The organism is Kosakonia oryzendophytica (assembly GCF_900094925.1).
Classification (GTDB): Bacteria; Pseudomonadota; Gammaproteobacteria; order Enterobacterales; family Enterobacteriaceae; genus Kosakonia; species Kosakonia oryzendophytica.
In genome coordinates, this window is sequence record NZ_FMAY01000001.1 from 421,495 (window position 1) to 438,573 (window position 17,079).

Annotated in this window: 15 protein-coding genes; 2 read left to right on the top strand and 13 right to left on the bottom strand. The window is 54.8% G+C overall.

From position 1 onward, the window contains the following. Positions 1 to 43 precede the first annotated feature (43 nt). Together GA0061071_RS02005 and fabB are read right to left on the bottom strand one after the other, a co-directional pair. Entirely contained in the window at positions 44 to 1,225 is a 1,182-nt protein-coding gene (locus tag GA0061071_RS02005) for an MFS transporter (protein WP_088238138.1), read from the bottom strand. 211 nt (positions 1,226 to 1,436) lie between these two features. Further along, positions 1,437 to 2,651: a beta-ketoacyl-ACP synthase I gene (fabB, locus tag GA0061071_RS02010; protein ID WP_061493879.1), complete on the bottom strand. Its 1,215-nt coding sequence runs from the start codon at positions 2,649 to 2,651 to the stop codon at positions 1,437 to 1,439. A 155-nt stretch (positions 2,652 to 2,806) separates the two neighbouring features. Here fabB and mnmC point away from each other — a divergent pair, with 155 nt between their 5' ends. Further along, positions 2,807 to 4,807 carry a bifunctional tRNA (5-methylaminomethyl-2-thiouridine)(34)-methyltransferase MnmC2/FAD-dependent 5-carboxymethylaminomethyl-2-thiouridine(34) oxidoreductase MnmC1 gene (gene mnmC, locus GA0061071_RS02015; RefSeq protein WP_170933844.1) on the top strand — a complete coding sequence of 667 codons (2,001 nt, stop codon included), beginning with the start codon at positions 2,807 to 2,809 and terminating at the stop codon, positions 4,805 to 4,807. Positions 4,808 to 4,810: 3 nt separating this feature from the next. On the opposite strand, the gene GA0061071_RS02020 is transcribed toward mnmC, so the two are convergent. The 7 genes from GA0061071_RS02020 to prmB form a co-directional block, all read right to left on the bottom strand. Next, positions 4,811 to 6,880, bottom strand: a complete 2,070-nt coding sequence (locus tag GA0061071_RS02020; protein WP_088238140.1) for an ATP-binding protein — start codon at positions 6,878 to 6,880, stop codon at positions 4,811 to 4,813. 262 nt (positions 6,881 to 7,142) lie between these two features. Continuing rightward, on the bottom strand, positions 7,143 to 7,421 hold the full coding sequence (locus GA0061071_RS02025; protein WP_061493876.1) for a YfcL family protein: 279 nt from the start codon (positions 7,419 to 7,421) through the stop codon (positions 7,143 to 7,145). A gap of 27 nt (positions 7,422 to 7,448) precedes the next feature. Then, positions 7,449 to 7,988: an elongation factor P hydroxylase gene (locus tag GA0061071_RS02030; protein WP_061493875.1), complete on the bottom strand. Its 540-nt coding sequence runs from the start codon at positions 7,986 to 7,988 to the stop codon at positions 7,449 to 7,451. Continuing rightward, positions 7,985 to 8,797, bottom strand: a complete 813-nt coding sequence (locus tag GA0061071_RS02035) for a sulfite exporter TauE/SafE family protein (protein WP_088238141.1) — start codon at positions 8,795 to 8,797, stop codon at positions 7,985 to 7,987. The genes GA0061071_RS02030 and GA0061071_RS02035 overlap by 4 nt, the downstream gene beginning before the upstream one ends. Beyond that, positions 8,797 to 9,621 (bottom strand): penicillin-insensitive murein endopeptidase, encoded by an 825-nt coding sequence (gene mepA / locus GA0061071_RS02040; RefSeq protein WP_061493873.1) that lies wholly within the window; start codon positions 9,619 to 9,621, stop codon positions 8,797 to 8,799. The genes GA0061071_RS02035 and mepA overlap by 1 nt, the downstream gene beginning before the upstream one ends. Positions 9,622 to 9,624: 3 nt before the next feature. Then, positions 9,625 to 10,710, bottom strand: coding sequence for a chorismate synthase (aroC, locus tag GA0061071_RS02045; RefSeq protein WP_088238142.1), 1,086 nt, complete (start codon positions 10,708 to 10,710; stop codon positions 9,625 to 9,627). 39 nt (positions 10,711 to 10,749) lie between these two features. Next, a complete protein-coding gene (gene prmB, locus GA0061071_RS02050) occupies positions 10,750 to 11,682 on the bottom strand; it encodes a 50S ribosomal protein L3 N(5)-glutamine methyltransferase (RefSeq protein ID WP_061499838.1) in 933 nt (310 codons plus the stop codon). Between the two features lie 164 nt (positions 11,683 to 11,846). Here prmB and smrB point away from each other — a divergent pair, with 164 nt between their 5' ends. Next, positions 11,847 to 12,398, top strand: coding sequence for an endonuclease SmrB (gene smrB / locus GA0061071_RS02055; RefSeq protein WP_061493871.1), 552 nt, complete (start codon positions 11,847 to 11,849; stop codon positions 12,396 to 12,398). A gap of 56 nt (positions 12,399 to 12,454) precedes the next feature. On the opposite strand, the gene sixA is transcribed toward smrB, so the two are convergent. From sixA to GA0061071_RS02075, 4 genes are all read right to left on the bottom strand, one after another. Then, the gene (gene sixA / locus GA0061071_RS02060) at positions 12,455 to 12,940 is read right to left on the bottom strand and encodes a phosphohistidine phosphatase SixA (protein WP_061493870.1); all 486 of its coding nucleotides are present in this window, start codon (positions 12,938 to 12,940) and stop codon (positions 12,455 to 12,457) included. Positions 12,941 to 13,149: 209 nt separating this feature from the next. Continuing rightward, positions 13,150 to 15,297, bottom strand: a complete 2,148-nt coding sequence (gene fadJ / locus GA0061071_RS02065) for a fatty acid oxidation complex subunit alpha FadJ (protein ID WP_061493869.1) — start codon at positions 15,295 to 15,297, stop codon at positions 13,150 to 13,152. Next, complete coding sequence (fadI, locus tag GA0061071_RS02070) at positions 15,297 to 16,607, bottom strand: acetyl-CoA C-acyltransferase FadI (protein WP_061493868.1); 1,311 nt, start codon at positions 16,605 to 16,607, stop codon at positions 15,297 to 15,299. Before fadI ends, fadJ begins: the two co-directional genes overlap by 1 nt. A 162-nt stretch (positions 16,608 to 16,769) precedes the next feature. Beyond that, on the bottom strand, positions 16,770 to 17,054 hold the full coding sequence (locus GA0061071_RS02075; protein ID WP_061493867.1) for a YfcZ/YiiS family protein: 285 nt from the start codon (positions 17,052 to 17,054) through the stop codon (positions 16,770 to 16,772). Positions 17,055 to 17,079 lie beyond the last annotated feature (25 nt).

The following is a 17,079-nucleotide window of genomic DNA, read 5'->3' on the forward strand; positions in this document are numbered from 1 at the left end:
GAAACCGGTTGCAAAGAGAGTCATCCGCGCTGTCGGTACGCGATTATTTATGTGAACGAAAAGCGATTAACGTCACCACAATACCCGTAACTGCAGAGATCGCGCCGGCCAGGAACACAGAGGAATACCCCAAAGACGTCGCAATCAGACCGGTTAACGGGCCGGTCAAGGCATACGAGATATCCTGAAAGGCAGCATACCCACCAAGCGCCGTCCCCCGTACCTGTGGCGGTACGCGTTTCACCACTTCGACGCCCAGCGCCGGGAAGATCAACGAACAACCGCAACCGGTTAATGCTGCGCCCAACAGCGCCATCCACGCGCCGTGCGCTTGCCACAGCAGCACCAGGCCAAGGGTTTCAATCACCAACGAGACAATGGCGACGCGCACCCCGCCGAAACGGTCCGGCATCCAGCCGAACAGGATGCGCATCAGCACAAATGCGCCGCCAAAAGCCGTCAGGGTAAAACCGGCCATTGGCCAGCCCTGGCTGGCGAAATAGAGCGAGACAAACGTACCAATCACCGCAAAACCCACGCCCTGCAAGGCGAGCCCGAGGCCCGGCTGCCAGATAAGCCCTACGACGCTCCATAACGACGGACGGCCCCCTGTATGCGCAGGCACGCTGCGCACGCTGCCGTTAAACGCCCACGCGACAAGCGGTAACAGCATGGTGGTTGCCGCCAGAACAGCAAAACCAAAATGGCTGTGGATCATCAGCCCCAGCGGCGCCCCGGCGGCCAGTGCGCCGTAAATCGCCATGCCATTCCACGACATCACTTTGCCGGAACGTGCAGGCCCCACCAGCCCCATGCCCCACGTCAACGTGCCGGTCAGCAACTGGCTTTCGCCGAACCCCAGGATCAGACGCCCGATAACCAGCAACGCGAATTTCACCATCGGCTCCACCGGCAATAGCGCGGCCAGCAACCAGGCCACTCCCGCCAGCCCACAGGCAAACATCCCCTGCAATGCTGAACGCTTAGCGCCAAACTGGTCCGCCAGGCGACCGGCATAACCGCGCGTTAGCACCGTGGCAAGAAACTGAATGCCCACGGCGATGCCAACCAGGGTGTTGCCATAACCCAGTTCATTGTGCACAAACAATGGGATCACCGGTAACGGCAGCCCGACGGTCATATACGTCAGAAAAACCGCAAAAGCGATGCGAAACAGCGAGACATTCGCTGAAGAGGAACGAACAGATTGTGTTTCTACAGACATGCATTACTCCATAACGCAGAGTAAGGCGGGATTGGGAAGTGCCCACGCCCCCTCTACCTGAGTGCCAGGATTAAGGTGCGTTGGATAACGTTAAACGCTTACGCATTATCGTATTGATAATGTTGCGGTGTGGAGTTTGCCTGCCACAGTGACAGGTTGTCAACGCATAAAAAAAGGGAGCCTCAGGCTCCCTTTATCTGTTTGCTTATGGTTACTTCAGTTTGCGCATAACGAGCGTGGCGTTTGTGCCGCCGAAACCGAAGCTGTTGGACATTACCGTCGTCAGTGCGGCATCAGTCGGTTTGGTCACAATGTTCAGGCCCGCCGCTTGCTCATCCAGCTCTTCTACGTTGATGCTCGGCGCGATAAAGCCGTGTTCCAGCATCAGCAGCGAGTAGATGGCTTCCTGTACACCGGCAGCGCCCAGAGAGTGACCGGTCATCGCTTTGGTCGCGGAGATTGCCGGGCTGTTATCACCGAACACTTCGCGGATAGCACCCAGTTCTTTCACGTCGCCAACCGGCGTCGAGGTACCGTGGGAGTTCAGGTAATCAATCGGCGTATCCACACCGTGCATTGCCATCTTCATGCAGCGTACTGCGCCTTCGCCTGACGGAGCCACCATGTCAGCACCATCGGACGTTGCGCCGTAACCGACGATCTCCGCATAGATATGCGCGCCGCGCGCCAGTGCGTGCTCCAGTTCTTCAACCACAACCATACCGCCGCCGCCTGCGATAACGAAACCATCGCGGTGTGCGTCATAAGTACGGGAAGCTTTGTCCGGCGTCTCGTTGTATTTGGTGGAGAGTGCGCCCATCGCGTCGAACTCACAGGCCATTTCCCAGCACAGCTCTTCACCACCGCCAGCAAAAACGATGTCCTGTTTGCCCAGTTGAATCTGCTCTACCGCATTACCAATGCAGTGCGCAGAAGTAGCACATGCAGAACTGATGGAGTAGTTCACACCGTGAATTTTAAACGGCGTTGCGAGACAAGCGGATACCGCAGACGCCATCGCTTTGGTCACCACATACGGACCGACCGCTTTCAGACCACGCGGGCTACGCATTGCGTCAGCGCCAAAGACCTGAGATTTAGAAGAACCGCCAGAACCGGCAATCAGGCCCACGCGCGGATTGTTCTGATAAACCTCTTCTTTCAGGCCAGCATCTTCAATCGCCTGCTGCATGGAGAGATAGGAATAGATAGAGGCATCGTTCATGAAACGAACCACTTTACGGTCAATCAAACCGGTCGTGTCCAGTTTAATGTTGCCCCATACGTGGCTGCGCATGCCGGAATCTTTGAATTCCTGAGAGAATGTGATCCCTGAGCGCCCTTCACGCAGAGATGCCAGGACTTCCTGCTGGTTGTTACCAATGCTGGAAACGATGCCCAGGCCAGTAATCACTGCACGTTTCATTCAATACCCCTAAGTCGCACTAATTAAGTTTCGTGTCGCAAGATAGCGTACACTTGTACGCCGAACAAGTCCGATCAGACAATTTGTGAGGAAATTTGCGCCTTTCCTTGACGACCGTTAAGATCGTGCCACTGCCTGATGGACGAGTAACTTACGTGAAACAAACCGCTATACAATCCGCCAACCTCGAATTCAACGCTGAGGGTACACCTGTTTCCCGAGATTTCGACGATGTCTACTTCTCTAATGATAACGGGCTGGAAGAGACGCGTTATGTCTTTCTCGGCGGTAATCAGCTTGAACAGCGTTTTCCGGCGCATTCCCGTCCGCTGTTTATCGTGGCGGAGAGCGGGTTTGGCACCGGGCTGAATTTCCTGACCTTGTGGCAGGCATTCGCGGCCTTTCGCGTAGCACATCCCGACGCTACCCTGGAAAGATTACATTTCATCAGTTTTGAAAAATTTCCGCTGACCGCAGACGATCTGTGTAAAGCCCATGCCCACTGGCCGGAGCTTGCCCCTTGGGCAGAGCAGTTGCAAGCGCAGTGGCCGTTGCCATTTGCGGGCTGCCACCGTGTATTACTTGATGAAGGGCGCGTTACGCTGGATCTCTGGTTCGGCGATATCAACACGCTGACGGAGAAGCTGGACGATTCGTTAAACCAGCGCGTGGATGCCTGGTTCCTCGACGGTTTCGCGCCGGCGAAAAATCCGGATATGTGGACTCCGGCGCTGTTTCAGGCCATGGCGCGCCTCGCCAGACCTGGCGGCACGCTGGCGACCTTTACCTCTGCGGGTTTTGTGCGCCGCGGATTGCAAGATGCCGGGTTTACCATGCACAAGTGCAAGGGATTTGGCCGTAAACGCGAAATGTTGACCGGAGTGATGGAACAAACGCTCGCCCCCACGCCCCGCGCGCCATGGTTTGCCCGAAGCGCTGCCCGTGCGCGCGAAGTGGCACTGATTGGCGGCGGTGTAGCCAGCGCCCTGCTCTCTCTGGCGTTGTTGCGCCGTGGCTGGCAGGTGACGCTCTACTGCGCCGACAGTGCTCCGGCAGAAGGGGCATCCGGCAACCGCCAGGGGGCGCTTTATCCGCTCCTCAGTGCGCATGACCCGGCGCTGGCACACTTCTTCCCTGCTGCTTTTACCTTTGCCCGCCGGCTTTACGACGCGTTACCACTGGCGTTTGATCACCAATGGTGCGGTGTGACGCAACTGGGTTGGGATGGAAAAAGTCAGCAGAAGATTGCGCAGATGCTGACGCTGGAATTACCGGGTGCGCTGGCCCACGGAGTGGATGCGCTAACCGTTCAGACCCTGACCGGCGTTAATACCGGCTGTGGCGGCATCACTTATCCGGCGGGCGGCTGGCTCTGTCCGGCACAGCTGACGGCGGCAGCCATCGCGCTGGCCTGTGAACAGGGTTTGCAGGTGCACTACGGACATGACGTACAGCAGCTCACGCCTGCGGATAATGGCTGGCAATTGCATTTTCACCACGGCGAAGCACAGCAACATGCGGTAGTGGTACTGGCTAACGGGCACCGCATCAACCAGTTTGCACAGACGGAACACCTGCCTGTCTACCCGGTTGCCGGGCAGGTCAGTCATATCCCGACCACACCCGCGCTGGCTGAATTGCGTCAGGTACTCTGTTACGACGGTTATCTGACACCGCAAAATCCACTTAATCATCATCACTGTATCGGCGCCAGTTACCATCGCGGGCAGGCGCAGGCAGCGTATAGCGAAGCGGATCAACAACAGAATCGCCAGCGCTTGCTGGACTGCTTGCCACAATCTGAGTGGGCTAAAGAGGTGGATATCTGCGCGGGTGAAGCCCGTTGCGGCGTGCGTTGCGCCACGCGTGATCATCTGCCCATGGTGGGCAATGTTGCGGATTATGAGGCAACGCTGGTGGCATACACGCAGCATGCCACTGAGGCAGGAAATACCGTCAGCGCGCCCGTTTATGAGGGGCTGTTCATGTTAGGCGCACTCGGTTCGCGCGGTTTATGCAGCGCCCCGCTGGCGGCGGAAATTCTGGCATCGCAGATGAGCGATGAGCCTATCCCGCTGGACGGCGAAACGCTGGCAGCGATGAATCCGAACCGGTTATGGGTGAGAAAATTATTAAAGGGCAAAACGGTAAAATAAGGATTAAAGGGGCAATCGCCCCAATTTATTGAGCTCACGCCGAATGGCATGATCGATATGATGTAGCTGTATCTTATCGCTCTGTTCATCCGCAGCAAGCACAGCGGCCAGTAACGCCACATTGCAGATGCTTGCCCCCGTCAGATTGCCCCGAATAGCCAGCTCGGCAAAATCCACATCTTCAGCAAGTGCCAGTGTGGCTGGCCATATAGCCTGCCACATTTGCGTGCGCAGCGTCACATCCGGGTAGGTAAAGTGCGTGATAAAGGTGAACCGCCGACTAAAAGCCGTGTCGAGGTGCCCACGATGGTTGGTCGCAAGGATCACTAACCCAGGATAGTTTTCCAGTCGTTGCAGAAGGTAAGAGACTTCAATATTGGCATACCGATCATGGGCGTCTTTACTTTCACTGCGTTTACCGAACAACGCATCCGCTTCATCAAAGAATAATATTCCACTGTCTGTTTCTGCGAGATCAAAAACCAGCGACAGGTTTTTTTCCGTTTCCCCCACGTATTTACTGACCACCGCGGAGAGATCCACCTTTATAAGATCTGTATCGAGATGCTGCGCCAATACTTCCGCTGCCAGCGTTTTCCCGGTTCCGGGCTCGCCATAAAACAAAGCGCTTAACCCCTTTTTTCCGCCGGTTTTATGGGCAAAATGTTTGATAGTCACCCGTTCCCTCAGCCTGATGGCCGCCAGAATTTCCTCCATTTGTTTTTTAACAGACGGCGAAAGCACAATATCGTCGAACGTCCGAACAGGCGTTATACGGTGGGCCAGATTGCCGAAATTCTTACGTGACCGGTACAGCAACGTTTTTTGCAGATCGCCTGCGCCTAATAACGCATCTTTACCCCTTACCTGCCGGTAATAATCCGCTTCGGCAAGCAACAAGGAGATATCGGCTGGGCTAAAGGCGTAACGCTCTGCCAGCGTCTGCAACCGTTGGTTTTCGCTAACACTTTGCCGGGGCCACGCCATCTGCAATAACTTGCTTTTCGCCATGGCATCCGGACACGGCAAAGAAAGATGAATGCTGGGTAGAACGCGGAATAAAGGGCTTTCAGCTGTCGAATCCGTTAGTACAAAGAAAGGCAAGCGGACCTGAGGCAATAGTCGTTCAAGCACACTGATAACACTTTTTTTTGCCCCCCCGGCATCAGCCCAGTGCACGCAAACCACCCCAGCATTATCCATCAGCGCGTCACGGATGATTTCCGCAACCGCCTGTTGTTGCTGTGGCTCGGCCACATTATCCAGATCGCGGATATCCAGACGCCATAACGCACGTTGGTGTTGCCACAGAATGTTGGCAAGCCCATTTTCACGCCCATCCAGCGCGCACCCGTCCAAAACAATGACCGGCGGTGTTTCTCCCACCGGTTCCAGGCATAAACAACTTATTTGTTCACTGAGAGTCACCGGGTACAACGTCATCGCATCGGTTACAACAGGCTGCGGATAAGGATAACGATACTTCGCCATCGATCCATTGCCGCAAAGAAAATGCCACACCGATTCGCTGCACATATAAAATGTGGTAGGTATTTTATTTTCATTAATTGTTGTTTTAAATAATAAAGAGAACTGGAATAGCGGTGATGATGGGTGTAATGCTGAAAGTAATAATTGATATTCCGTTTGCGCGGATGAAAACAGTTGCATGAGTAACTTATCGCTTACCCCTTCTTTTATTCCACTGTCCGGCAATGCACTATAATGCGCACTCAAACGCGGTAACAAACAGACGAGAAGAATGTCTCGCTCAAATAATGTTAAATCAAATTGTTCAATCAGTCTGTTAAGCCGCGTCGTTAAGGCCTCTCGCGAGTCCGGGAGAGGGTGAAATGCTAACCAGACAGGAACGTCGTATAGATCGTTGGAATACGCATTCTGCGCCCTGGCAGGCAAGAAAAATGGCGAAAAATATGCAGGAACCACTTCATTTCGCTGTAAATATGCCTGCTGAAAAAGCAGATCTATTCGTGACAGGCAGCGATAGAAGTCAGTCTCATCGTTATTATCATCGTGTTGAGAAAATACATCAATTCCGGAATACAGAGACATAATTTCCCCTATTGGCTATCGGTGCAGGAGGCGTTTACCCTCCTGCAAAGATGACATCCGGAATAATGGATACCCGTTTCATGCGAAAAAGTACGCAAGGATAAAAAAGACTCTAGGCCCGGCCAATGATGAGTTCAACGTTGGCAACAGGAATTTAGGATATTTCATGACCGCAAAGAGGCCGACATGAAATCAACGATACGGGAGTAAACGCTGTTGTTGTAAAAAGAGGATCCCTCTCCTGCAGGAGAGGGTAAACAGCTTAATGCGCTTTCGCTTGCTGATAGAGGTTTTCCCACATGCCAAGCACCAGCGCCTGATCGCGTGGAGAAAGTTCGCCCGCCTGAATAGCGGTTTCCACACTGTGGGTCACTTTGGCGTACACCGCTTCGTGCGAATGGTCTTCACCGCTTTCGAGATCGGCCACCGCCAGCGTCAAATGCCCGCGCAGATAACCGCCAGCAAACAGCTCATCATCACTGGCGCTTTCCACCATATTGTCAATTAACGCCAGAATGCGTGATTCTAACTCCGCGATCATCTCTCTTCCTCTTTTGAAAACATGGCCTTACAGGTCTTCAGGCCACGGGAACTGTTCTGCCGCAAAAGGCGGCGTCTGATAATAGTCCTGCAATGCTTTGATAAACCGCGCCGGACGGGCAGGAATACCCTGTTCCAGATAGGTCATCACCTGCGCGTGGACGCGGCGCTGAAAAACAATACGATCCGGTTCGAAATCCCCTTCGAGGTTGTCGCAGCTGACGTTAAACGGAAACCCCGCCGCCACGCAAAACAACCAGTCAAAAGCCTGGGGTTTGACTTCCACATCTTCGAATTGCCCCTGTGTCGCGGCATCGCGTCCATCCGGGCAGTACCAGTAACCGAAATCCACCAACTTGCGACGCTCCGCCCCGGCAATGCACCAGTGCGAAATCTCATGTAACGCGCTGGCGTAAAAACCGTGGGCAAAGACGATGCGGTTGTAGGGCGCATCGGCGTCTGCGGGAAGATAGATCGGTTCATCGTCGCCTTTAATCAGACGGGTATTAAAATCGTCTGCAAAGCAGCGATTAAAAATATCAATCAACTGTTGGTAGTGATGGGTCATACGTTCACCCCCATAAACCGGAGGATCTCCTGGCCGTGACTGTCATAGAGAAGTTTTGCGCTCATCACCGCCGAGACAATCACAATCATCGGGCGAATGAGCTTTTGCCCTTTACTGAGCACCAGGCGCGAGCCCATGCGCGCGCCGAGAAATTGCCCGGCCAGCATCACAAAACCGGTAGCCCATACCACTTTGCCGCCAATAATAAACAACAGCAGACCGCCGATATTGGAGGTCGCATTCAACACTTTGGCATGCGCGGTGGACTTTGCCAGGTTGTAACCTGCCAGCGTGACAAAAGCCAGCGCATAAAAAGAACCGGCTCCCGGGCCAAAAAAGCCGTCATAGAACCCAACACAACCGCCAGCCACCAGCGCAAAAGGCAGGCCGTACAGGCGACGCTGGCGGTCTTCTTCGCCCAGTTTAGGCATTAGCAGAAAGTAAAGACCGATACAGATAACCAACACGGGCAGGATCTGGCGCAGCACATCGGACTGCACGTGTTGGACTAACAATGCACCGGTCGTGGAACCGATGAAGGTCATCAGAATATTGAGTTTCTGATCGGCAATGTTCACCACTTTGCGACGAATAAAATAGAGCGTGGAGGAGATCGAACCGCCGCAGGCCTGCAACTTATTCGTCGCCAGCGCCTGTGCCGGAGACATCCCGGCTGCCAGTAGGGCGGGCACCGTTAACAGCCCGCCGCCACCGGCCAGCGCATCAATAAACCCGGCCAGTAATGCGACAAAAAAAAGCGCCACCATTAATAGCGGCGACACCAAAAACAGTTCTTGAAAGGTTTCCATTACAATGCGTGCTCATCCAGTAGAGCCTGGCAAGACGGCGGCAAAGGCGGCGGCGTCTTTTTCTCAGGCGTGGTGCTGCCGGGTTTCGCCGGTTCGAACCAACTTTGCAATTCTGCGCCACATCCATCGCCAGGCGGCGGCAGAGGTTGATCTTCACATTCCAGGCTGTCTGCCGGGCAACGCAGACGTACATGCATATGCGCACGATGCTGGAACCACGGGCGCACTTTACGTAACCAGTCACGGTCCGTACCCGCATCCAGACAGAGTTGCTGCTTGATAGCCGGGTTCACGAAGATACGCGTCACGTCGTTATCCTGCGCCGCCAGTTTGATCATACTGCTGATTTCTGGCTTCCAAAGTTCCGGCACCACCTGCTTACCATCGCGAGAGACCAGATCCAGTGCCTGCGGTTTCAGCAGTTGCGCTGCGCTCCAGCGTGCTTTCGGCAGTTGCAGGAAGATATCCACATCCAGGCCGGATTGATGGCTGGCGTGGCCGCCATTAAAGCGCCCACCAGCGGGCATCCCCATATCGCCGACCAACACAGTCCCCATTCCCAGATTGTGCACCTGATTGCTCAGGCGCTGAATAAACAACACCAGATCCGGGTGGCCGAAATAGCGGCGCTGATCGGTACGCATCACCTGATAATTATCCGCCTGTAGCGGTAACTCCTGCGCACCAACAATGCAGCCATTGGCGAATGCGCCAATAGATTGGGGGCTACCGGCAACGGGGTGAGTCAGCTTTTGCCAGGGGGTTGCCGCCGTCGCGGCGGCGCTTATCAGCAGCGCAAACAGCGCAATTGCCGTGTTGTTCATTGTTTACCAGCGTGGAATATCGGTCGTAACATCGGCGTTCTGCGCGCGCTGGCGCAGGAAGTGATCCATCAGCACAATGGCCAGCATCGCTTCCGCGATAGGCACTGCGCGAATGCCGACGCAGGGATCGTGGCGACCTTTGGTGATCATTTCCACTTCGTCGCCAAAACGGTTGATGGTACGCCCCGGTACAGTAATGCTTGATGTTGGTTTCAGCGCGATAGTGGCAATAATTTGCTGGCCGCTACTGATACCCCCCAGGATGCCACCCGCATGGTTGCTCTGGAAACCCTGTTTGGTGATTTCGTCACGGTTTTCGCTGCCGCGCAGCTTCACCACGTCAAAGCCGTCGCCGATTTCAACGCCCTTGACCGCGTTAATGCTCATCAGCGCGTGGGCGATATCCGCATCCAGGCGGTCGAACACCGGCTCGCCCAGGCCTGCCGGAACGCCGTCTGCTACCACTGTCACTTTCGCGCCAATAGAGTCGCCTTCTTTCTTCAGACCACGCATCAGTTCATCCAGTGCGTCGATCTTGCCCGGCTCCGGGCAGAAAAATGGGTTCTGCTCAACCTGATCCCAGTCTTCGATCGCCAGCGGAATATCCCCCATCTGGGTCAGACATCCGCGGATAACAATGCCAAACTTCTGCGCCAGATATTTTTTAGCAATAGCACCTGCGGCAACGCGCATGGCGGTTTCACGGGCAGAGGAACGACCACCACCGCGGTAATCACGCACGCCATATTTTAGTTCGTAGGTGTAATCAGCATGCCCCGGACGGAACAGATCTTTAATCGCGCCGTAATCCTGCGAACGCTGGTCAGTATTTTCAATCAACAAACCAATGCTGGTGCCGGTGGTCACGCCTTCAAACACGCCAGAGAGAATTTTCACCTGGTCCGGCTCACGGCGTTGCGTGGTGTAACGCGATGTCCCCGGACGGCGTCTGTCCAGATCATGCTGCAAATCCGCTTCGGTCAGCGGAATACCCGGCGGTACCCCATCAACGATACAGCCCAGTGCCAGGCCATGCGATTCGCCGAAAGTGGTTACGCGAAAGAGTTGTCCAATTGTGTTTCCTGCCATCACGGCTCCGTTGTCGTTGTTTGTGTTGTTGAGCGTCGTTTAATCTTTATAAATGCTGAAATGTTCCTGCGCGGCGATAAGTTGCGCTTTCGTCAGCATAAAGACGCCGTCCCCGCCGTTATCAAACTCCAGCCAGGTAAACGGCACATCCGGATATTGTTCAATCAGATGTACCATGCTGTTACCCACTTCACAAATCAGGATGCCATTATCAGCGAGATAATCCGGCGCGCCAGCCAGGATGCGGCGTGTCAGTTTCAGCCCATCGCTACCGGAGGCCAGCCCCAATTCTGGTTCGTGGCGATATTCTGACGGCAGGTCAGACATATCTTCTTCATCCACATAAGGCGGGTTCGTCACAATCAGATCGTACTGAACTTTCGGCAGCTCGCGGAACACATCAGAGCGGATCGGCGTAACGTGATGAATCAGGCCATGCTCTTCAATATTGTGCTCGGTCACCGCCAGCGCATCCGTGGAGATGTCCACGGCGTCCACTTCCGCTTCCGGGAAGGCGTAAGCACAGGCGATAGCAATACAGCCGCTGCCGGTGCACATATCCAGAATATGCTGGGGTTGCGCATGTACCAACCCGGAAAAATGGTTGTTGATCAGCTCGCCGATGGGCGAACGCGGCACCAGCACACGCTCATCAACATAGAATTCGTGGCCGCAGAACCAGGCCTTATTGGTCAGATAGGCAACCGGAATACGCTCATTAACGCGGCGGATAACGCGCTCAACAATGCGATGACGCTCACTGGAGGTCAGGCGCGCATTGCGCATATCTTCCGGAATATCCAGCGGTAAATAGAGCGTCGGCAGCACCAGTTGCACCGCTTCATCCCACGGGTTATCCGTGCCGTGACCGTACCAGATATTGGCGGCGCTAAACCGGCTGACCGACCAGCGCAGCATGTCCTGAATGGTGTGCAGCTCATTCACTGCTTCTTCAACGAAAATTTTATCCATAGTATCCCCCAGGCCCATGCTCGCATTAAATTCGGCGGCTAGTTTGCCATGAAGACGGCGATAAATCAGCATCGTCTCGTGCAGTGGGGGGAAAAATGCATTTTGCTACACCGCAGCCGCGGTGAGTCGGGTACACTGAAGGAAAGAAGAGATGAGATGTACAGATGAAAAAGAAACCATCGCTTAGCGAGGAGGAGCAAGCGCTGTTCCGACAACTGATGACCGGGACACGTCAGCTCAAGCAGGACACAGTGATACACCGCCCGATACGCAAAAAAGTAAGCGAAGTGCCGGTGAAAAGGCTGCTTCAGGAGCAGGCCGATAACAGCCATTACTTTTCCGATGAGTTTCAGCCGCTGCTGAACACCGAAGGCCCGGTGAAATATGTCCGCGAAGATGTCAGCCATTTTGAGCTGAAGAAGATCCGCCGGGGCGATTATTCACCGGAGCTGTTTCTCGATCTGCACGGTTTAACCCAGCAGCAGGCGAAACAGGAATTGGGCGCGCTGATTGCCGCCTGCCGCCGCGAACATGTCTTTTGCGCGTGTGTGATGCACGGTCACGGCAAACATATTCTCAAGCAACAAACGCCGCTGTGGCTGGCGCAGCATCCTCACGTGATGGCATTCCATCAGGCACCGAAAGAGTACGGTGGCGATGCCGCCATCCTGGTGCTGATTGAAGTGGAAGAGTGGCAGCCGCCTGAACTTCCCTGAAGCCAGAAACGACAAGAGCCGCATTGTGCGGCTCTTGAATACCATGGTCCGGCGAATCAGATGGCTTTACGCATCTTCAGGTTGCAGGGACTCATTTGCCAGTCAAAGGTGCCTTTACCGTTCTCGTCAAGCGTAACGCAGGCGATCGCGGAAGTCGTAAACATTGGCGGTGCTTCACCCGGGCAGAGCTCGGACACCAGGTAACCCACCAGTGGCAGGTGAGAGATCACCAGCACAGAGGAGAGACCTTCGTTCGCCAGCGCCTGAAGATAAGCGCTAACAAGGCCAATGTCGCCACAAGGCGTCAGTTCCGGCAGGACATCCACGTTGTCAGGCAGGTTTACACACTCCCCCACCATTTTCAGCGTCTGTTCAGCACGTAAAAAAGGGCTGACCAGAACACGTTCAACATCCACTTTTTGACCTTTCAACCAGGTTGCCATCAGACGGGATTCGTCGCAGCCACAAGGGGTTAAGGGACGAACCGAGTCACTGGCTGCATCGAGGGCAGCGTCGCCGTGACGCATGATAAAAACTTGCATATTGCACCGCTTTTGTTAACCAGAATCATTAATAGTTCCACTGCGAAACCCTTTCGCAACGACGGGAAATATCAATGGCCGGGCATTGTGCCTGATTCATTCTCTGAATGAAACGCTGTTTTTTACCTCAATGGCGTAAGTGTAGTCAATGATTGTTTACAAAATAACCGCGAACGCCATGAGCAATAACAGATTTAAATATTTAGACCTTAACTTACAGAATCAGTTTCTTTTGCCGGACAAAAAGTCTCGCCCTGCTCCGTCATCCGTAACAGTGCTTCACAGGGGCGGAAACGTGGCCCGTATTGTATCTCCAGCCGCTGTAGCGCCACCACCACATCCCGCGCGCCGAGCCGGTCCATATAATGGAATGGCCCCCCCAGAAACGGAGGGAAACCGATGCCAAACACGGCGCCGATATCGCCATCGCGCGAACTGCGGATCACCTGCTCATCAAAGCAGCGCGCTGCTTCATTAAGCATCAACATGACGCAGCGTTCCGCTATCTGTTCTGCGGGCAATTTGCCATTGCCAGAGGTGCCGATTAAGCGGTAGATCGCCGGATCAGGTTGTTTTTTGCTTTTACGCCCTTTCACAGGGTAAAGATAGAAACCGCGGGCATTTTTTCTGCCTTTGCGATCGTCGTTCAAAATTGCACTAACAACACTTGCAGGGGCGCTAAATCGCTCTCCATAAGCGGCTTCCAACACCGGGATAATTTTCGTTCCAGTATCAATACCAACCTCGTCCAACAGTTGAATTGGCCCGACCGGGAAACCAAATTTCACTAATGCCTGATCAATCGCCTCAATACGCTCCCCTTCACTGAGCAGACGCATGGCTTCACTGATATAAGGGGCAAGAATGCGGTTAACGTAAAACCCAGCTTTATCGGCCACCACAATCGGTGTTTTCCCTTGTTTCTTTGCCAGCTTAACGGTTGTGGCAATGGTCTGTTCGTCAGTACCGGCATGGGGGATCACTTCCACCAACGGCATTTTTTCTACCGGGCTGAAAAAGTGTAATCCAATAACCTTCTGCGGGCGCTGCGCATACGCTGCAATATCACCAATTGGTATAGAAGAAGTGTTGGATGCAAAAATGGTGTGTAGTGCGCAATTCTCCTCAACTTCCCGAACCATTTGTTGTTTCAGCGCCAGGTCTTCAAATACGGCTTCAATCACCAGATCGCGATGGGCAAAACCACGGTAATCCAGCGAACCAGAAATCTTCGCCATCTGGCTGTCACGTTCCGCGGGTTTGAGATAGCGACGCCGGACTTTTTTATCCAGCTCTTGCCAGCTGTATTTCAGCGCATGATTAATGCCTTTCGCATTGATATCCTTAATGCGTACCGGCAATCCCCCTTTGCTGGCCGTCACAAAAGCGATACCTCCGCCCATCAACCCGCCGCCTAACACGCCGATGGTGCTTAACGGCCCCGGTTCAACCGCACTGCCGGGATCTTTTTTCACGTCGGTACTGGCAAAGAACAGATGACGCAGCGCCTGCGATTGCGGCGTCATCGCCAGTTGGCCAAAAGCGCGCGCTTCGGCGTCATAACCGCTACTGCGCCCGTGCGTCAGCCCGGTTTCAATCACCGATAAAATACGCGGTGCGGCAGGATAGTTCCCCTGCGTTTTTTGAGCCGTTTTCTTCGCCACCATGCGAAATAACAGCGTACGACCGAGCGGCCCGGCGAGAATGCGTTCGCGAACCGGTAAGCGGCGACTGACAGGATGCCCCTTCGTTGCCAGTTCCGCTGCAGCATCCAGCAAAATCGAGCGGGGAACAACATCATCCACCAGCCCGGCCTTTAACGCCTGGCGCGGACGAAGCTGCTTACCGGTCAGGATCATCTCCAGCGCAGTACTCACGCCCACCAACCGCGGTAAACGTTGTGTGCCACCGGAGCCAGGCAACAGGCCGAGCTGAACTTCCGGTAGACCCAGCACCGTTTTTCCGTCATCGGTACAGATACGGCGATGGCACGCCAGCGCCAGTTCAAGGCCTCCCCCCAGACAAGCACCATGAATAGCGGCAATCACCGGAATGGGCAGCGCGTGGATTTCCGCCATCATCTGCTGCCCCTGATGGGCAAGATCTTCCGCTTCTTTAGCCGTCTTACAGCGGGCAATCATGTTGATGTCCGCCCCGGCGATAAAGTTATCTGGTTTGGCGGAGATGAAAACGACGCCCCGCAGCGATTTGTTATCACGAATCTGCTTTAAAATGGCGCGGACTTCAGCGCCAAACTCCGCTTTCAGCGTGTTCATCTTTTCGTCCGGTACATCAATGGTGACAACCGCCACATTGTCGGGGCGCACGCTAAGCGTAAATGCGGATGTGAATGTCATTATTCAGCCTCCAGAACCATGGCCGCACCCAACCCACCTGCTGCACAGGCGGTCACCAGACCAAAACCGCCGCCGCGTCGGCGCAGTTCATGCAGTGTTTGGGTGATCATCCTCGCCCCGGTGGCGGCGAACGGATGCCCGTACGCAATAGAGCCGCCCAGCACGTTAAATTTGCTGTCGTCCACTTCACCTGTCGCCTGCGAGCGCCCAAGCACCTCGCGGGCAAACCGATCACTGGCCATCAGCTTCAGGTTGCTCAGGGTTTGTGCGGCAAAAGCTTCATGCATATCAAGCAAGGTTAAATCCGCCATCGTCAGCCCGGCTCTCTCCAACGCCAGCGGCGTCGCCCATGCCGGCCCCAGCAACATGTCCTGCTGTACGGCAATAGCGGTGAATGCATAGCTGCGCAGATAACCCAGCGGGGTTAAGCCCAGCTCTTTTGCGCGGGATTCGGTCATCAAGATCACCGCGGCTGCACCGTCGGTTAACGGCGTACTGTTTGCCGCCGTCACCGTGCCATGCCGACGATCAAACGCCGGACGCAGCTTTGCGTAATCCGCAAGGCTGGACTGGGCTCGCACGTTATTATCCTGCACCACGGGTTCGCGAAACGGCGGCGCGTAAGCGGTCATCACTTCATCGGCCAGTTTGCCTTCTGACCACGCCTGCGCGGCAAGCTGGTGCGAGCGATGCGCCAACGCATCCTGTTGCTCACGGGTAATCGCGTAGGTTTTCGCCATCTGCTCGGCAGTATCCCCCATGCGCAGGCCGGTGGAATACTCCGCCACAGCCGGTGGTACCGGCAGCAAATCGCGCAGGCGAAGACGGGAAAAAAGTTTCAGTTTTTGCCCAAGCGTACGGGCTTTGTTGGCATCCACCAGCGTGCGTGCCAGCGTTTTGCTGACACCAATAGGCAAGACGGAAGAGGAATCCGCACCACCGGCGATCCCGGCGCGGATAGTGCCCGCCAGCAAACTTTCCGTGACATTCGCCACGGCCTGAAAACTGGTGGCACACGCGCGACTGACGCTGTAGGCATCCGTATGGACGCTCATGCCAGTACCGAGCACGATCTCGCGGGCGATATTGGGCGCTTCCGGCATCTGAACGACCTGGCCAAAGACCAGTTGCTCAATCACCTCAGGCGGAATTTCGCTGCGCGCCAGCATCTCACCCACCACCATTTTTCCCAAATCGATAGCCGGTACACCGTGAAACACGGTCGCCTGGCGGGCAAAAGGTGTTCGTAACCCACTGACAATGGCAATGCGGTCACCCTGACGGGTAACAAGCGGTAATGCCTGACTCATAACACTCCCCTGTTAACAGCGTAATGCGCAAAGTGGTCTGACCTGATAACAGTCTTAACCAATTTTTTACATTTAGCCAATGGGGGGAGAAAAAAAGTGAGAGCTAAGGCACAGAGAAGCTTAACAAAACGCTCCCGAAGAACGGGAGCGTGGAGGGAGAAATTAACGCAGCCCGAGCTGGAAAATCAGGGTTTCCGCTTCACATGCGAAAACAAAGTCGATATCCAGTTGGACACCACCCGCCACTTCCGTAAAGGAAGAGGTGATCTGGCAAGGGTCGGACTCTACGCTGCGAGCTCTGGCGCTCAGCGCGGCCAGCGTTTCTTCAGCGTCGGTACGATTGCTGAACACGCGGCTGTAAGAGGCGGTGCAATCGGAGTTGTCCATAATGGTGCCAACATCCATACAGCAGCAAACCGGGGTTTCATCAGCACTGCATTTACTCATTGTTGATTTCCTCTGAATTCGCACC